General features: G+C 36.9%; 14 protein-coding genes. 11 read left to right on the top strand and 3 right to left on the bottom strand.

Going from position 1 to position 15,143, the window contains the following annotated elements; all coding sequences use genetic code 11:
* The first annotated feature begins 17 nt into the window (after positions 1-17).
* The 7 genes from K4422_RS01920 (at position 18) to K4422_RS01890 (ending at position 6,772) form a co-directional block, all read left to right on the top strand.
* Positions 18-1,394, top strand: a complete 1,377-nt coding sequence (locus K4422_RS01920; protein ID WP_230708856.1) for a citrate/2-methylcitrate synthase — start codon at positions 18-20, stop codon at positions 1,392-1,394.
* Positions 1,395-1,567: 173 nt separating this feature from the next.
* On the top strand, positions 1,568-2,503 hold the full coding sequence (gene hprK, locus K4422_RS01915) for an HPr(Ser) kinase/phosphatase (RefSeq protein WP_206903142.1): 936 nt from the start codon (positions 1,568-1,570) through the stop codon (positions 2,501-2,503).
* Positions 2,504-2,564: 61 nt separating this feature from the next.
* On the top strand, positions 2,565-3,395 hold the full coding sequence (gene lgt, locus K4422_RS01910; RefSeq protein ID WP_230708854.1) for a prolipoprotein diacylglyceryl transferase: 831 nt from the start codon (positions 2,565-2,567) through the stop codon (positions 3,393-3,395).
* A gap of 119 nt (positions 3,396-3,514) precedes the next feature.
* On the top strand, positions 3,515-4,534 hold the full coding sequence (locus K4422_RS01905) for an NAD(P)H-dependent glycerol-3-phosphate dehydrogenase (protein ID WP_277988639.1): 1,020 nt from the start codon (positions 3,515-3,517) through the stop codon (positions 4,532-4,534).
* 20 nt (positions 4,535-4,554) lie between these two features.
* Positions 4,555-5,445 (top strand): UTP--glucose-1-phosphate uridylyltransferase GalU, encoded by an 891-nt coding sequence (gene galU / locus K4422_RS01900; RefSeq protein WP_230708852.1) that lies wholly within the window; start codon positions 4,555-4,557, stop codon positions 5,443-5,445.
* A 190-nt stretch (positions 5,446-5,635) separates the two neighbouring features.
* Positions 5,636-6,070, top strand: a complete 435-nt coding sequence (locus K4422_RS01895) for a DUF948 domain-containing protein (RefSeq protein WP_206903138.1) — start codon at positions 5,636-5,638, stop codon at positions 6,068-6,070.
* A gap of 24 nt (positions 6,071-6,094) precedes the next feature.
* The gene (locus tag K4422_RS01890) at positions 6,095-6,772 is read left to right on the top strand and encodes a YtxH domain-containing protein (protein WP_230708850.1); all 678 of its coding nucleotides are present in this window, start codon (positions 6,095-6,097) and stop codon (positions 6,770-6,772) included.
* Between the two features lie 283 nt (positions 6,773-7,055).
* Here K4422_RS01890 and K4422_RS01885 read toward each other — a convergent pair whose 3' ends face one another.
* Entirely contained in the window at positions 7,056-8,162 is a 1,107-nt protein-coding gene (locus tag K4422_RS01885) for an aminopeptidase P family protein (RefSeq protein WP_230708849.1), read from the bottom strand.
* A gap of 198 nt (positions 8,163-8,360) precedes the next feature.
* Between K4422_RS01885 and ccpA the strand changes: the two genes are divergently transcribed.
* Positions 8,361-9,362 (top strand): catabolite control protein A, encoded by a 1,002-nt coding sequence (gene ccpA, locus K4422_RS01880; RefSeq protein ID WP_206903135.1) that lies wholly within the window; start codon positions 8,361-8,363, stop codon positions 9,360-9,362.
* Between the two features lie 176 nt (positions 9,363-9,538).
* Here ccpA and K4422_RS01875 read toward each other — a convergent pair whose 3' ends face one another.
* The gene (locus K4422_RS01875; protein ID WP_206903134.1) at positions 9,539-12,028 is read right to left on the bottom strand and encodes a transglycosylase domain-containing protein; all 2,490 of its coding nucleotides are present in this window, start codon (positions 12,026-12,028) and stop codon (positions 9,539-9,541) included.
* 253 nt (positions 12,029-12,281) lie between these two features.
* Here K4422_RS01875 and K4422_RS01870 point away from each other — a divergent pair, with 253 nt between their 5' ends.
* Positions 12,282-13,187, top strand: coding sequence for an AEC family transporter (locus K4422_RS01870; protein WP_230708848.1), 906 nt, complete (start codon positions 12,282-12,284; stop codon positions 13,185-13,187).
* A 75-nt stretch (positions 13,188-13,262) separates the two neighbouring features.
* Complete coding sequence (locus K4422_RS01865) at positions 13,263-14,153, top strand: deoxyribonuclease IV (RefSeq protein ID WP_230709005.1); 891 nt, start codon at positions 13,263-13,265, stop codon at positions 14,151-14,153.
* Positions 14,154-14,304: 151 nt separating this feature from the next.
* On the opposite strand, the gene ndk is transcribed toward K4422_RS01865, so the two are convergent.
* Positions 14,305-14,739: a nucleoside-diphosphate kinase gene (gene ndk / locus K4422_RS01860; RefSeq protein ID WP_206903132.1), complete on the bottom strand. Its 435-nt coding sequence runs from the start codon at positions 14,737-14,739 to the stop codon at positions 14,305-14,307.
* Positions 14,740-14,894: 155 nt separating this feature from the next.
* Here ndk and K4422_RS01855 point away from each other — a divergent pair, with 155 nt between their 5' ends.
* Positions 14,895-15,116 (top strand): YneF family protein, encoded by a 222-nt coding sequence (locus tag K4422_RS01855; RefSeq protein ID WP_071863680.1) that lies wholly within the window; start codon positions 14,895-14,897, stop codon positions 15,114-15,116.
* Positions 15,117-15,143: the final 27 nt, after the last annotated feature.

Below are 15,143 nucleotides of genomic sequence, written 5' to 3'. Positions count from 1 at the left end.
AAATTTTATAGGATGTGATGTTATTTATGGGAAAAGAGGATTTTAAAAATGACGATTACCAAAAGTTAGCAAAGCAATGTCAGGATATTTATAAAATCGATATGTATAATTATTCTAAATATAACATTAAAATCGGGTTGCGAGATGTCGATGGAAAAGGTGTCTTAGCTGGTTTAACAACAGTCTCTACGATTTATCCAGAAAAAAAAGTCGCTGGTAAAATAGTTCCTGGTATTGGTGAATTACGCTATCGGGGAATTGATATTAATCAGCTCGTGTCAGGTTTTGTTTCAGAAGGTCGCTTTGGTTTTGAAGAAGTGACATACTTATTATTATTTGGAACGCTGCCAAATGAACAAGAATTAGCAGAATTTCAACAATTGCTTGCAGATAAACGTACATTGCCAACAAATTTTGTCCGTGACGTGGTGATGAAAGCACCATCATGTGATTTGATGAACAATTTATCCCGCAGTATTTTGACCTTAGCGTGTTATGATGAACAGCCAGATGATACCTCGATAGAAAATGTTTTAAAACAAAGTATTATGTTAATCAGTGTCTTTCCATTGTTAGCCGTTTATGCCTACCATGCCTATAATCATTATACTCTGGGAGAAAGCATGTACATTCATCGTCCTGCAGCTAATTTAAGTACAGCAGAAACGATTTTAACGATGCTGCGACCAAATAAAAAGTACACCAAGCAAGAAGCTCAGACTTTAGATATGTCTTTAGTTTTACACATGGAACATGGTGGCGGGAACAATTCGACTTTCACCACAAGGGTCGTGACTTCTAGTGGGACCGATACGTATTCCACGATTGCAGCTGCGCTTGGTTCGTTAAAAGGACCAAAACATGGCGGTGCGAATATTAAAGTTACCAACATGATGGAAGACTTAAAAGCAAATGTTGCAGATTTAACAAACGAAGCTTGTGTAAAAGCTTATTTAGAAGCTGTTATAGAAAAAGAAGCCTTTGATCAAAAGGGATTAATTTATGGCTTTGGTCATGCGGTGTATGGTGACAATGATCCCCGTGCTTCCATTTTTAAAGGATATGTAGAAAAGCTAGCCGAAGAAAAAGGGCCAGAAGAAAAAGCAGAATTTGATTTGTATGCACTAGTGGAGCGTCTAGCACCAGAAGTTATCGCTAAAAAGCGAAAAATATATAAAGGCGTGAGTGCCAATATTGATTTCTTTAGTGGGTTTGTCTACAACATGTTGGGGCTACCAAAAGAATTGTATACCCCGATGTTTGCAGTTGCCAGAATTGTAGGTTGGTCAGCTCACCGGCTAGAAGAGTTGATTAATTCGAGTAAAATTATGCGTCCGGCTTATATGGAAATTACCGAAGACAAAAATTATACGCCTCTTTTTAACCGAGAGTAAAAAAGTAAGCAGTGGCAAGTTAGATTATCTATTACAAAGTCGTCTTTTTTTTAGACTTTATAATAGAAGTAAAAATCGACTTGTCACTGTTTTTTTCGTGCGCCTATCCTAGTAACTTTAGGGATACAATGGTAAAATGAGGCAGATTATACTTTTAGAAATGAGGGAATTATATGGCAGAAGTTGTCAAAGTCATCCAAATGGTTGAAAAATTAAATTTGGAAGTAGTGACAGGTTCGGAAAAAGCGTTAAATCGATTAATTAAAACTGCTGATATATCACGCCCCGGTTTAGAATTAACGGGCTATTTTAATTATTATTCTTATGATCGGTTGCAATTATTTGGAAGTAAGGAAATTACTTTTGCAGAGCGGATGATGCCAGAAGAACGTTTAATGGTATTACGTCGCATGTGTAATGAAGAAACACCAGCTTTTATCGTTTCAAGGGGATTGCCAATACCAAAGGAAATGACTGATGCCTGTGAAGAATTTGATATTGCGATTTTACGTTCACCAATTTCAACATCCCGACTTCTAGGCGAAATGTCGACCTACTTAAGTAGTCTATTAGCCCCACGAACTAGTGTCCATGGTGTATTAGTCGATGTTTATGGTTTAGGTGTTTTAATTCAAGGTGATAGTGGTATCGGGAAAAGTGAAACCGCATTAGAATTAATTAAAAGAGGACATCGGCTAATCGCAGATGATCGCGTTGATGTTTATCAGCAAGATGAATTGACCCTTGTGGGAGAACCACCAAGAATTTTACAACATTTAATTGAAATTCGTGGCATTGGGATTATCGATGTCATGAATTTATTCGGTGCGAGTGCGGTTCGCGGAAGTATGCAAGTACAATTGGCTGTTTATTTAGAAGGTTGGTCAAAAGAAAAAACTTATGATCGCCTTGGTTCAGCATCTACAACTATTCAAATTGCTGAAGTAGATGTACCTCAAATTAAAATCCCAGTAAAAACAGGACGAAATGTGGCGATTATTGTAGAAGTAGCAGCGATGAATTTTCGGGCGAAGGCGATGGGGTATGATGCAACGAAAACTTTTGAACAACGCTTAAGTCAGCTGATTGAAGAAAATTCTGATAGTTAATGAGGCTGGGGAAAACAAGTCGTTTACAGTAGTAATAATTTAATTGAATAGGAGTTTTTTCATGTTAGCAGTAGTTGATCGCGTCGCTTTTGAATTTTTTGGGATAGCCATTTATTGGTATGCCATTATTATTGTTACTGGCGTCATTATTGCGATGTTTTTAAGTTCACGAGAAGCTGTCCGGGTCGGTTTAAAGGCTGATGACGTGACAGATTTCATGTTAGTTGGGTTGCCCGTTGCATTAATTGGTGCCAGACTTTACTATGTATTGTTTGATTTGCCGACTTATTTAAACGATCCCCTGCAAATTTTTAACGTGCGTTCTGGTGGACTTGCAATATATGGCGGCTTAATCGCTGGTGGGATTTGGCTGGTTATTTTTTGTCGGCATCACTTTATTCCAATTTGGAAATTTTTAGATATTGCAGCACCAAGTATTATCTTAGCGCAAGGCATTGGCCGTTGGGGAAACTTCATGAACCATGAAGCATATGGTGCTGTTACTACTAAAGATTTTTTGCAAAATTTACATTTGCCACAATTTATTATTGATAACATGTACATTGAAGGCCATTTCCGACAACCAACCTTTTTATATGAATCTGTTTGGAATGTATTGGGCTTTTTAATCTTAATTATTTTAAGAAATAAAAATATCTTTAAAGAAGGCGAAGTTTTCTTAAGTTATATCATCTGGTATAGTTTAGGCCGTTTCTTTATTGAAGGCATGCGCAGTGATAGTCTTTATCTATTTGGTTCGATTCGCATTTCGCAGGCGTTATCCTTTATCTTGTTCTTTGGTGCCTGGGGGATTTTAATTTATCGGCGTAAAAATAACCAAAAGTTAAAAGATTATGACCGCAGTCACGGCAGTAACCGCTTTTTAATTTAACTAACAGCTGTTAGTCAAATTGTGCTAAAATGAAGTTTGTGTAGTACCTTTCCATTATGGAAAAATAGTTTTTTATGACGTTTTGTTATAGAGAACTTTACAATCAAGGAGGGTTTATTTTGAAACAAAAAATTGCTGTCTTAGGACCGGGTTCATGGGGAACGGCGTTAGCGCAAGTTTTATCTGAAAATGGTCACGAAGTAAGAATTTGGGGGAACAATCCGGCACAAATTGATGAGATTAACACTTATCACACCAATCGTCATTATTTGCCTGATGTGAAGTTACCGGAAAATATTGTCGCAGTAAAAGATATTAATGAAGCAATAGACAACTGTGACGCAGCCCTTTTTGTCGTACCAACCAAAGCAATGCGAATTGTTGCAAAAGAGTTTGCTAAAAATGTAAAACATCAACCTGTTATTATTCACGCTTCTAAAGGTTTAGAACAAGAAAGTCACAAGCGCATTTCTGAAATTTTAACCGAAGAAATTCCTGCTGAAAATCGCAAAGCAGTTGTCGTTTTATCTGGCCCAAGTCACGCTGAAGAAGTGGTGCGTCACGATATTACAACAATTACGGCTGCTAGTGTGGATCAAGCAGCAGCCCAATATGTTCAAGATTTATTTATGAATGATTATTTTAGAATTTATACCAATGATGATGTTATTGGGGTAGAAACTGGAGCTGCGTTGAAAAATATTATTGCCATTGGAGCTGGCGCAATTCATGGTCTAGGCTATGGTGATGATGCAAAAGCTGCAATTATGACCCGCGGTTTAGCTGAAATTAGTCGATTAGGAGTCGCAATGGGAGCTAATCCATTAACTTTCATCGGTTTAAGTGGTGTAGGTGATTTAATTGTAACCTGTACAAGTGTTCACTCCCGTAACTGGCGTGCGGGTAATTTATTAGGTAAGGGTCATTCACTAGATGAAGTTTTAGACAATATGGGCATGATTGTTGAAGGTGTTGCCACAACGAAAGCCGCAATGGAATTGGCTCAAACGTTAAAAATTGAAATGCCAATTACAGAAACTATCTATAGTGTTTTATACGATAATAAACCAATTAAAGATGCTGCTCGGGACATCATGTTGCGGGATGGTCGCAAAGAAAACGAGTTTACTTTAAAATAAAAATTGAGGAGTCTTGGAAAATGAAAGTTAAAAAAGCTGTTATTCCCGCTGCTGGACTTGGTACCCGTTTTTTACCGGCAACAAAAGCGATGGCAAAAGAAATGTTGCCGATTGTGGACAAGCCAACAATCCAATTTATCGTTGAAGAAGCGCTAAAATCAGGAATTGAAGATATCTTAATTGTGACCGGTAAAGCAAAACGTCCTATTGAAGATCATTTTGATGCGAATATTGAATTAGAAACCAATTTAAAAGAAAAAGGTAAGACAGAATTATTAAAATTGGTGGAAGAAACCACAGACGTTAATTTACATTTTATTCGGCAATCACATCCAAAAGGATTGGGACACGCCGTTTTACAAGCTAAAGCCTTTGTTGGTAATGAACCATTTGTTGTTATGCTAGGCGATGATTTGATGGAAGACAAGGTGCCGCTAACAAAACAACTCATCAACGATTACGAAAAAACCCATGCTTCTACAATTGCAGTTATGAAAGTACCACATGAAGATACATCTAAATATGGTATTATCAATCCGGGTGAACAAGTTCAGCCTGGTTTGTACAACGTTAAAAACTTTGTAGAAAAACCAGCGCCAGAAAAAGCGCCAAGTGATTTAGCGATTATTGGTCGTTATTTACTAACACCAGAGATTTTTAATGTTTTGGAAGTACAAAAACCCGGTGCAGGTAACGAAATCCAATTAACCGATGCCATTGATGAATTAAATAAAACACAACGGGTCTTTGCTCGGGAATTTAAGGGCCAACGTTATGATGTTGGCGATAAATTAGGTTTTATGAAAACAAGCATTGACTATGGCTTGAAACATCCTGAAGTTAAAGATGGCTTAAAAGATTATATTTTAGAATTAGCTGATGAATTTAAAAAAGATACAAAAACAAAATAAGCGAACAGAAAAACTTGCGTAAGATTTTTTCTTACGTAGGTTTTTTGTTTTTGGAAGCGGCTTACAAATAGATTGCAATAGGAAAATAGAAAAATTCATTTGTTCTTTTTATTTGTTTCAAAAGTTACCTCGTGATATGCTTAGTATGACGGAATTTAAAAAAATTTCAGTGTTGGAAAGGAGTTTTGGCATGAGTGGAGGAGAAATTGCAGCATTAATTGCAGCGATTGCCTTTGCTGTTTTAGTGGTATTTGTTATTCGTTTACTAGCCCAAGTGCAAAAAACAGTAGCAAGCGTCAGTACAACTGTGGAGGAAGCAAACAAAACAATTCGTGTTGTTACCAAAGATGTGGATGTTTTAACTAGTGAGGTAGAAGGGTTATTGGTTAAAACCAATACTTTACTTAATGATGTCAATGGAAAAGTTGCTACCATTGACCCGTTATTTACAGCAGTTGCTGATTTAAGTGAAAGTATTTCAGATTTAAATCGCTCTGGTAAAAATGCCGTAGCCAAACTAGGTGCGGTGGGTAAAACGACTGCTCAAGCAACAGTAGCAGGAAAAGTTGGTCAAACAGCATTAAAATTTTTCAATAAACAACGCGCAAACTCAAAAAGCGAATAGATAAAAATAAATGGAGGGATTCAAGTGGGAAAAACAAGTGGATTTTTATTAGGCGCAGTAGTAGGTGGTGCGGCAGCTGCAGCAGCGGTGATGCTGCTGGCACCAGAATCTGGTCAAGAATTACGTAAAAAAATAGCAGCACATACTGATGATTTATTGGACTTTGCTAGCGATTATGCAGATATGGCAAAAGAAAAAAGCCAAGATTTAACGGACATTGCCAAAGATAAGGCGGCCAAATTATCACAACAAGCAGAAGAAACAGCAGATAGCTTGAAAAATAAAACAAGTGATTCTTTGGAGGATTTACAAGACTCATCAGCAGACTTGATTGCCAATTTGAAAAAACAAACCGGAGATCTGTCTGAAAAATTTAAAAAATCAGCTGCAGAAGTAAAAGAACAAGGTCAAGACATCGCAGAAGAGAAAAAAGATGATATGCAAGACATTATCATTGATGCAACAAAGAGTGCCAAAGATATGCAAGAAACAGTTGAAGAAGGTGTATCAGAAGCCAAACCGGTGGCAGAATCCTTAAAAGAAAATACAAAAGCGGCTGCAAAAGAAGCAAGTGTAGCAGCCAAAGATGCTGCTGACAAAACAAAAGATGCGACGGCTGAAGAAACCAACATGGCAGCACAAGATTTTAAAGCGGCTGAAAAAGAATTAAAAGAAAAAGTGGAAGAAAATAATCCTGAATAATAAAGAAGCACCTCTGCCAAATAATTAGCAGAGGTGTTTTTAATGTATCAAACAAATGTAAGCTAAAAGGCATCTACTCGCCTACTGGACTTAAATTTCCAGTTAAAAATAAATTATGCGTAAAACAGATTATTCTCTTTAAATCAATAAGTGACACTAAAAATAAAATAAACTGGATAGTCCCACAACAGCAGTAGCTATTTTTGAAATTATCCAGTTTCTTATTTGCAATAAAAGATGCCAGTTTTAGCTTCGATAGTTCGATAAAAGGGCAATTAAAAAATTATTTTGTGATGATTTGCAATTCTTTTGGTGTTTTGGTAAAGGCTGCACATCCTTTTTGGGTCACGTGGATGCAATCTTCAATACGTACACCAACTTCACCTGGTAAATAAATACCAGGTTCAATTGAAAAGCACATTCCTTCTTCAATCACTAAATCGTTACCTTCAACAAGGGATGGGAATTCATGGACAGTAGTGCCGATGCCATGTCCCAGACGGTGGTTGAAATATTTCCCATAACCGGCTTTTTCAATTACATCGCGGGCAACTTGATCAATTTGAGCCGCAGTCACACCGGGGCGAACAAAATCTTGTGCGGCTAATTGTGCTTCTAAGACAATTTGGTAAATTTTTTCTTGTAACGCTGTGGGTTTTTGAAATGCAACAGTGCGTGTTGCATCACTGCAATAGCCTTTCCAGATAACACCTAAATCAAAAAGAACTAACTCATTTGGAACAATTTTACGTGCTCCAGGGGTACCATGGGGATTTGCAGCGTTATCACCAGCCAAAACGATGGTGTCAAAGCTCATTTGGCTAACGCCACGTCGTTTTAATTGATATTCAATTTCTGCGGTGATTTCTGCTTCAGATGCACCTGCTTTGATAGCGGCAAAACCGATTTTAAATGCTTCATCTGCCCAGTCACCAGCTTCTTCTAACAGTTTAATTTCACTAGCTGTCTTACGTAATTGACTTTGTTGAATGACAGAGGTTAAATCAAAATTAAAATCAGTGTGGAGTAAAAGAGATCGGAGTATCTCAAGCCGATCAACGGTTAAATGATTCTTTTCAATAGCCATTTTTTTGGGTTCATCAAAACGTGCTTTAATAGCGGCTACAATTAATTGCCAAGGGTTTTCATTATCCGCATAACCTAAAACATCAAATTGCCAGCTGCTGTTTTTGGCTGTTTCAACCTCTAAAGCTGGGGTAAATAAAAATGGATCGGCAGTAGCCGAAATAAACAGCGCCAAAACACGTTCATGGGGATCACTTTTATAACCGGAATAATAGGCAATGTGATCTGGATTGGAAATATAGGCCAAAGGAATATCGTGAGATTTTAACCAAGTCTTTAACTCTTCAATTTTTGCTAAATTCATAAGGAAACCTTCTTTCAAAATAGTCACTTTCATTTTAGCATACTTCTTTCAAAAAAGAATTTTTGAAAAATGATAAAAATTTTCAGGAAAGGAAAGTAAAACGGTTGCATTCTGATTCTTTCCATGCTATTCTAACAAAGAAATGTAAATGGTATTTTCAGAAAATACAAATCACGCTATCAAATAAGGAGATATGAAATGGACAAACAAACAATTACAATTTATGACGTTGCCCGTGAAGCCAATGTTTCAATGGCTACTGTTTCGCGTGTTGTCAATGGCAATCCCAATGTGAAGCCTGCTACTCGCAAAAAAGTCTTAGAGGTTATCGATCGCCTAGACTATCGGCCTAACGCAGTTGCCCGTGGCTTAGCAAGTAAAAAAACGACAACGGTAGGGGTTATCATTCCTGATGTTAGCAACATGTATTTTGCTTCATTAGCTCGCGGGATTGATGATGTAGCGACAATGTACAAATACAATATTATTTTAGCTAACTCAGATGGTGATACACAAAAAGAAGTGAACGTTTTAAACAATTTATTAGCTAAACAAGTAGATGGCGTTATTTTTATGGGACACCGTATTACCGATGAAATTCGTGGTGAATTTTCCCGTTCTAAGACACCCGTTGTGTTAGCAGGCTCAATTGACCCAGATGAACAAGTAGGTAGTGTAAACATTGATTATACAAATGCAACAAAAGACGCTGTTAATTTATTAGCAAAAAACGGCAATGAAAAAATTGCTTTTGTCAGTGGTGCATTGATTGATCCAATTAATGGTCAAAACCGTTTACAAGGTTATAAAGAAGCACTAAAAGAAAATAATTTAACCTACAATGAAGGGTTAATTTTTGAAGCAAAATACAACTTTAAAGATGGTATTTCTTTAGTTTCACGTCTTAAAAACAGTGGTGCTACAGCAGCTTTTGTTACAGATGATGAACTGGCAATTGGTATTTTAGATGGTTTAGTTGATGAAGGTGTTAATGTACCAGAGGATTTTGAAATTCTGACAAGTAATAATTCATTACTAACAGACGTTGCCCGTCCACGTCTATCTAGTATTACCCAACCGTTGTATGATATCGGGGCAGTTTCAATGCGTTTGTTGACCAAAATGATGAATAAAGAAGATGTCGAAGAAAAGACAATTATCTTACCTTATGGTATTGATGAAAAAGGCTCAACAAAATAATCGAATAAGCTAAATAAGCGTCCGTGCTATTTTATGGACGCTTATTTTAATAATTGGGATAAAGAAAAAGAAAAAATTTCGTAAAGCATTTGGCTTATTTGTTTTTTAGCATGTGTTTTGCTGATCGGTATTAATAATAGAAGATAAAAAAGCAGGCGAATTTTCGCCTGCTTTTATTATTGTCCTGTATTATTGTTGGTAGTCCCGTTGCTATTTGCATTGTTATTTGTAGTACTACCATTGTTGCTTGTTGAATTATTGTTATTATTTGTATTGCTGTTGCTATTTGAATTATTATTGGTACTGTTTCCGTTAGTTGTCGTGTTGTTTTTTTGTTGATTATTATTGGTCTTTGGTTTTGCATAAATTTTATTCCAATAATCAGCGTAATTAGCATCTGTGCCACCAATACCAAAGCGGTAATTACTTTCACCTGGTCCATTTTTTGCCCACAGAGAAGTTGTGGTATCGTTTGGAACTTGCATTGTAGCTCCGTTGTAGCTGATGCTTCCTGGTAATTCACCGGTAGCTTTGGCAACTGTTTCTTGTTTTACCGAACCATCTAATTTGAATTTTTGATCTGTGCCAAAAATATCAGGATTAGCCATATAAATTCGATTAATCAAATATGCCATGTAATTTCCGGTTCTACTGCCGGCGCCATCATCATTTTTTTCTTTTTGACTATCCATCCCAGACCAGCTACCAATCGTAACTTTTGGTGTCGAGACAATTAACCATGAATCACGGTAATAATCAGAAGACCCAGTCTTACCAACCCAGTCTGCTTGACCTAGGTACCAGTTCAAATTACTAATCGTCGATTTAAACGGGGTAGTGATTCCTTGGCTTAAGACATTACGCATCAAATTGTTCATGATGGAAGCTGTTGCCTTAGAAAAGACGCGAACGGGTTTGTTTTCATGTTGATAAATAGCTTTACCTTGGCTGTCAGTAATCGATTCAATCAAGTAACCTTGTTGGTAGACGCCGCCGTTAGCTAAAGCTTGGAAACCATTTGTTTGTTGAACCGTTGTCACATCCATTGGTCCAAGCGGAGCAGATTCAACATTCCAAGAATTGTTGGCTGGGAAATTCATTTTAGCCAAATAATTGTCATAGACGAAATCCGCAGATTTTTTTTCTTGTAATTCTTGATACACATGGTAGGCTGTAATGTTGGTTGATTCAGCTAATGCATCTTCAACGGTTTGGAAAGTTTTGGATCCTTTATTGGTTGCATTGACGATTTCTTTACCGGCATCTTCGCCAGCTTTCCATTTCGCTGGATAATCTGAGATGCGACTTTGGCTGCCAATTAGACCTTGGTCAATGGCTGGGCCATATACTAAAATCGGTTTAATCGTTGAACCGGCAGCCCGTGAAGTATCAAAGGCGTGATTGTTTTGGTTATCGCTGAAATCGCGACTTCCGATAAAACCTAAGATTTTGCCGGTGGCATTATCCATCATGACATTTCCGACTTCGATTTTATCACCACTGTAATTATCTAACATGTAGCCGTATTCTGCGACACCTTTTTGCATGGCGTCATAAATCTTTTTATCAATAGTTGATTTAACCGTGTAACCACCATTAACTAACTCATTTTGTGCTTTTTCAAGATAAGCTTCTTTTGTTTTTTTCTTTTCGTAATCTTGTGTTGAAACGCCGTCATCTTTGGCTAACTTTTGTGCGACGATACTTTTAGCTTCGTTCATAACGGTATAATATAAGAAACCGTGGTCGTCATTATTTTGCGTTTGTTGTTTTAAGAAATCTTTTTTCAAATCATACTTTTTCGCTGCTTCGTATTCTTTTTTACTAATGTCGTGGTTGCGATACATACTAAATAGAACAAAATCTTTTCGTTCTAGGCCGGCAGTGACGTTTTCTTTTAATTTGCCAGTATTATCAAAGGGACTGTAAACGATAGGACTTTGCGGTAGACCCGCAATAAAAGCTGCTTGCGGTAAGTTGACGTCTTTGGCATCTTTGCCAAAAATACCTTTTGCTGCTTCTTGAACACCCGCGATATTTTGCCCCTTATTATTTCGCCCAAAAGGAGAGACATTCAAATACATTGTCACAATTTCGTCTTTACTAAAGAACTTCTCAACTTCCATGGCCAAAAGAATTTCATTGGCTTTGCGCTTGAAGGTGGTTTCGCTAGTTAAAACCTGCTGCTTGACTAATTGTTGGGTTAAAGTAGAACCACCCCCACCGCCAAAACCAGTTGCTTCTGATAACAGCGCACGGACAACAGCTTTTGGTACAACGCCATTATGTTCATAAAAATATTCATCTTCGGTGGCAATAATAGCTTTTTTTAGTAGGTCAGAAACTTGATCTGACTTTACTGATGTTCGAAATAAATCAGAACGGATAGTAGCGATCGAACTGTTATCGGCGTATGTTAATTTGGAAGTTTGCGAAACATCTCCCAGTTCTTTTTGCATTGTGGTTTTATTAGGAGCAGGTGTGTCTTCGACTAAGTAAGCGAAATAACCGGCACCAATCCCTAGCGCTAATGCACCACCAATAATCAGACACGAAATTCCAACTAAAATTAAGGAATGTAAGACCCGTAATGAAATATTAAAGTAAAACCAACCCTTTTTTCGATCAGAAAAAGGCTCATCATGATGTTTTTGCTTTTTAGGCAATGACTTTCACCTCAGTTTTAAATTTACCGTGTCATTATAGCAAAAAAGTTCTTAAATAGATAGATTTCTACTATTATGGTGGGGAAATACTAAGAAAAAACCAAACTTTTAAGGATTGAAATGGGGGTAAAATACTTTTTTGCAGCAGTTTTGGACTTGTTAAAAGAGTTGAAAAAGAAAAATGTTAAAATAATTAATAGGGAAAACAGTGCAAAATCCAAATAAAGAATTGAATTTTTAAGGAGAAATAGAAATGAAAGAGATTTTAATCAGTGCGTTTAGTTTATTATTTATTATTTTTTTAGGGTATCTGTTTAAACGCTTCGGGATTTTTAGTAAAGCCGATGGCAATCGTCTTTCACAGATCATTTTAAATTTAACGCTCCCGGCGGCGATTGTGGTGAACTTAGCGCAACTGAATGTTTCTTTTAACATCACAGCATTAATCGCAATTGCAGTTTTCTTTACATTAGTTCAATTGCTTTTTTTACGCCTTTTTAAAGGACGACAAAGCCAAAGAGAACTTTCCTTTACCCTTTACATGGGATCTGGTTTTAACATTGGTAATTTCACTTTACCTTTTGCGCAAAGCTTTATCCCGCAAGCCATTCCCTTGATTTCACTTTTTGATATTGGCAACTCGATAATGTTAGCAGGGGGAACAGGTTTAGTAGTTGAGGCGTTGACTGGGGAAAATTATGTCTTTAATTTAAAAGCATTCCTGCAAAAACTAGGGCGCAGTGTCCCTTTTATGTGTTACCTTGTGCTGCTTTTGTTACGGACAGCCAGTATTGCAATCCCTGAAATGCTGATAACAGTGGTAGCACCTATCGCTAGCGCCAATACTTTTTTATCAATGTTCATGATTGGGCTGTATTTGGAGTTTAAGCTGCCTCACTATGCTTGGTTATTAGTTTTAAAAACACTTCTTTTAAGATATACAATCGGTCTTATTTTAGTTGTAATTGTCTATTTTACACCAATAAATCAATTAATGAAGTTAGTATTGAGCATTTTAGCAGTTACGCCCATTCCAATTTTTAATGTCATGAATGCCGTATTATCTGGAAGTGATGAAGAAAGTGTGGGCTTTTGTTCTTCGCTTAGTTTTTTAATTAGTTTACCACTTATGACGGCTTTGATTTTTATTTATCGCTAAAATTGAGCGTAAAGATTTCTTTTTGCTAAAAGCTTGCTTACAATAATAAAAAATAGTTATGAAAGAAGTGAAGATATGTTAATCGGTTCTCATGTTTCCTTTAAAGCTAGTCAGGCCTTAGCTTCTTCGGTTGAAGAAGCATTAAGTTATGAAGCGAATACGTTTATGCTTTATACTGGCGCTCCCCAAAATACACGTCGTAGTGAGATGGACCAAGCTAGTATTGCCGCGGGTAAAAAAATGATGGTAGAAAACGAGATGCACGAATTTGTCGTTCATGCACCTTATATCGTCAACTTAGGGAATACAATTAAGCCTCAGAATTTTGGATTTGCCATTGAATTTTTACGTTCAGAAATTATGCGCGCTCAAGAACTTGGTGCCAAACAAATTACCTTACATCCTGGTGCCCACGTTGGCGCAGGGCCACAAGCGGGGATTGAACAAATTGTTAAAGGATTAAATGAAGTTTTAACAAAAGACCAAATTCCTCAAATTGCGTTAGAAACGATGGCAGGAAAAGGCACAGAAATCGGCCGTAGTTTTGAAGAATTAGCAGCAATCATTGACGGCGTCACGCTAAATGATAAACTGTCCGTTACCTTTGACACGTGTCACACTAACGATGCTGGTTATAATGTGAAAGACGATTTCGATGGCGTGTTAGCGGAATTTGACCGCGTGATCGGGTTAGAACGTTTAAAAGTCGTTCATTTAAACGACTCTAAAAATATACGCGGTGCAAAAAAAGACCGGCATGCCAATTTAGGTTTTGGAACAATTGGGTTTAATGCACTACATTATATTGCCAATCACGAAAAATTAGCAACATTGCCTAAAATCCTTGAAACGCCATATGTTGGAGAAGATAAAAAAAATAAAAAGCCTCCTTATAAATTTGAAATTGCCATGTTGCGTAGCGGCGTTTTTGATCCAGATTTATTAGAAAAAATTATGGCGCAATAAATTTAAATTTCTAAAATAAAAAAGTCAAATACCGCCACAACTAATCGTGGGGCGGTATTTGACTTTTTTGTAGATTATAAGGAAAGTATAAAATTTTCAAAACTTCACAAACTAGTTCTTAGTGACTAAAAGCTAGTTTGTGAAGTCTTTTTTAAGACGAATGTTTGGCTGTCGCCAACTGCGCTTTGCTAAAGAAGCGTTTTATTTCCACGTCTGCTGCAGCAGCGCAGTCAGAAGCGTGAATAACATTTTGCGACTTATTGGTGGCAAAATCGCCACGAATTGTGCCAGGTGCAGCTTCTAAGGCATTAGTCGATCCAATCATTTTACGCACCATTTCAATTGCATTTTCACCTTTTAAAACGATAAAAACAACAGGACCTGATGTCATGTAGTCAATAATATCTTGAAAAAAAGGCTTATCAGCAAGATGAGCATAGTGGGCTTTGGCGGTTTCTTTAGTTAACAGACCGTAGCGCATTGCTTCAATTGTCAGCATGCGTTCTTCAAAGCGACTGATAATACGACCGACTAAATGACGTTTGACGCCATCTGGTTTAATAATAATTAAAGTTTTTTCTTCCATTGCACTCACCTCAAAAAAATTTATAAATTTAGCATAGCATGTTTTTTATAATTTGAAAACGCTTACTTTGTTTTGCCTTGCGAAAAGCTCTTTTCATTTGCTTGCTTTTCTAGTAAAATGACACAGTGAGACTATAGAAGAAAGGAGAGATTTTCATGTCAACATCAATCGTAGTACTTATTGCAATTATTGCGGCTTTACTAGGTGCAGTCGGTGGCTTTTTCTTAGCCCGTAAATATATGAAAGACTATTTGGAAAAAAATCCTCCCGTTAACGAGGAAATGTTACGTTCAATGATGATGTCGATGGGCCAAAAACCATCAGAGAAAAAAATTCGTCAAATGATGCAGCAAATGAAAAACCAAGGGAAAAAATAATCTTTTGGTTTTCTGTCGTGACGGGCT

Source organism: Enterococcus sp. SMC-9, from assembly GCF_021011285.1.
Taxonomy (GTDB): Bacteria; Bacillota; Bacilli; order Lactobacillales; family Enterococcaceae; genus Enterococcus_C; species Enterococcus_C montenegrensis.
This window is presented reverse-complemented; position numbering and strand designations above follow the sequence as displayed.

What these genes read in the sequence shown, in the direction of transcription:
- K4422_RS01920 (WP_230708856.1), top strand. Translation starts at nt 18, where the DNA reads ATGTTATTTATGGGAAAAGAGGATTTTAAAAATGACGATTACCAAAAG.
- hprK (WP_206903142.1), top strand. Translation starts at nt 1,568, where the DNA reads ATGGCAGAAGTTGTCAAAGTCATCCAAATGGTTGAAAAATTAAATTTG.
- lgt (WP_230708854.1), top strand. Translation starts at nt 2,565, where the DNA reads ATGTTAGCAGTAGTTGATCGCGTCGCTTTTGAATTTTTTGGGATAGCC.
- galU (WP_230708852.1), top strand. Translation starts at nt 4,555, where the DNA reads ATGAAAGTTAAAAAAGCTGTTATTCCCGCTGCTGGACTTGGTACCCGT.
- K4422_RS01895 (WP_206903138.1), top strand. Translation starts at nt 5,636, where the DNA reads ATGAGTGGAGGAGAAATTGCAGCATTAATTGCAGCGATTGCCTTTGCT.
- K4422_RS01885 (WP_230708849.1), bottom strand. Translation starts at nt 8,162, where the DNA reads ATGAATTTAGCAAAAATTGAAGAGTTAAAGACTTGGTTAAAATCTCAC.
- ccpA (WP_206903135.1), top strand. Translation starts at nt 8,361, where the DNA reads ATGGACAAACAAACAATTACAATTTATGACGTTGCCCGTGAAGCCAAT.
- K4422_RS01870 (WP_230708848.1), top strand. Translation starts at nt 12,282, where the DNA reads ATGAAAGAGATTTTAATCAGTGCGTTTAGTTTATTATTTATTATTTTT.
- K4422_RS01865 (WP_230709005.1), top strand. Translation starts at nt 13,263, where the DNA reads ATGTTAATCGGTTCTCATGTTTCCTTTAAAGCTAGTCAGGCCTTAGCT.
- ndk (WP_206903132.1), bottom strand. Translation starts at nt 14,739, where the DNA reads ATGGAAGAAAAAACTTTAATTATTATTAAACCAGATGGCGTCAAACGT.
- K4422_RS01855 (WP_071863680.1), top strand. Translation starts at nt 14,895, where the DNA reads ATGTCAACATCAATCGTAGTACTTATTGCAATTATTGCGGCTTTACTA.